At 33.2% G+C, this 1,047-nt stretch carries 2 protein-coding genes; both read right to left on the bottom strand.

Annotated elements, in window-relative coordinates:
• A partial coding sequence (locus tag UGRO018_RS17685; RefSeq protein WP_416327835.1) for an IS3 family transposase occupies positions 1-415 on the bottom strand: 415 nt, incomplete at its 3' end.
• A 68-nt stretch (positions 416-483) separates the two neighbouring features.
• Positions 484-882, bottom strand: a complete 399-nt coding sequence (locus UGRO018_RS17680) for an HTH domain-containing protein (RefSeq protein ID WP_050637192.1) — start codon at positions 880-882, stop codon at positions 484-486.
• Between the last annotated feature and the right edge of the window lie 165 nt (positions 883-1,047).

Below are 1,047 nucleotides of genomic sequence, written 5' to 3'. Positions count from 1 at the left end.
AACATCTCTCCCCATTATATGGTATATATGTTATATCTGTTAGAAGAACTTTTCTTGCTCCATATTTCTTAAACTCCCTCTTTAATAAATTATCTGCTACATTATTCGTTTTTAATGCCTTTGCCATTCTTCTATATGGATTAGCTTGCCGTATTGGACAGTACAGATTATATTTCTTCATTAATCTTCGTATTTTCTTTACATTCATTATGACTGGCTCTTTCAGGTGCAGCAGTCGCATATAGATGCTTCTTGCTCCTTTACTGTATCCCCGATACTGATATGCCTCTAAAATGATTTCAAAATCTTCACGATCCTGCTGCTCTCGTTCCTCTCTTTTTCCTTCTGCCTGAATCCATCGATAGTATCCCGATCGTGACACCTTAGCTATTTTACACAGTTCTGTGGCTGTCAATACATTTTCTTCTTTGCTTATCATTCCATGAATTATTTCAAATTTATAGCCTGTATCTTCTATTATTTTTAAGGATCCTCTTTCTGTTTGGATACTTTTTTTAAAAAATCTACTTCCTGTCTTAGATATTGTAATTCGTTCTGAATTTGTTTGATTGTCTGTGGTGATGCTTCTGCTTCAGGCTGTTTGATAGCCACTCTTTTTTGACGAGTATATCCTTCTGTAAATTCACCCGCCATACCCTCTTTTTTTATTCTTTGCACAATGCTGTCTATTTGTTTTTGACCAAAATACTCAAGATTATATTCCAGATCTTTAAAAATCATTCTTGGACTCATACCAGCCTGATATTTAAGCCAGAATACTTTCTTGAACTCGGCAGTAAAAAATATTCTTTTTTCATCAACCTGAAAAGTATATGGATTATCTTTTAATTCTTTAATCTGTTTTTTAGTATATTTTTTCATAACTCCTCCTCTGGTATCATAACTATATTAACACCTTAGGAAGTTGTCAATAAATTAAAATACCCTTTTTTCTGTGTCTACAATTAAGGAATCTGTCCCTTTTTTATTCGTCCATCTTATAGGATCCCTTCTTCTTATTGTGTCCACATTTAGGGGTACATTATA

The sequence above is a fragment of the Hoskinsella mucinilytica genome (assembly GCF_045223415.1).
GTDB classification, from domain to species: Bacteria; Bacillota_I; Bacilli_A; order Erysipelotrichales; family Erysipelotrichaceae; genus Hoskinsella; species Hoskinsella mucinilytica.
The sequence above is the reverse complement of the archived record's forward strand: the minus strand, read 5'-3'. Positions and strand labels throughout refer to the sequence as shown.

What these genes read in the sequence shown, in the direction of transcription:
- UGRO018_RS17680 (WP_050637192.1), bottom strand. Translation starts at nt 882, where the DNA reads ATGAAAAAATATACTAAAAAACAGATTAAAGAATTAAAAGATAATCCA.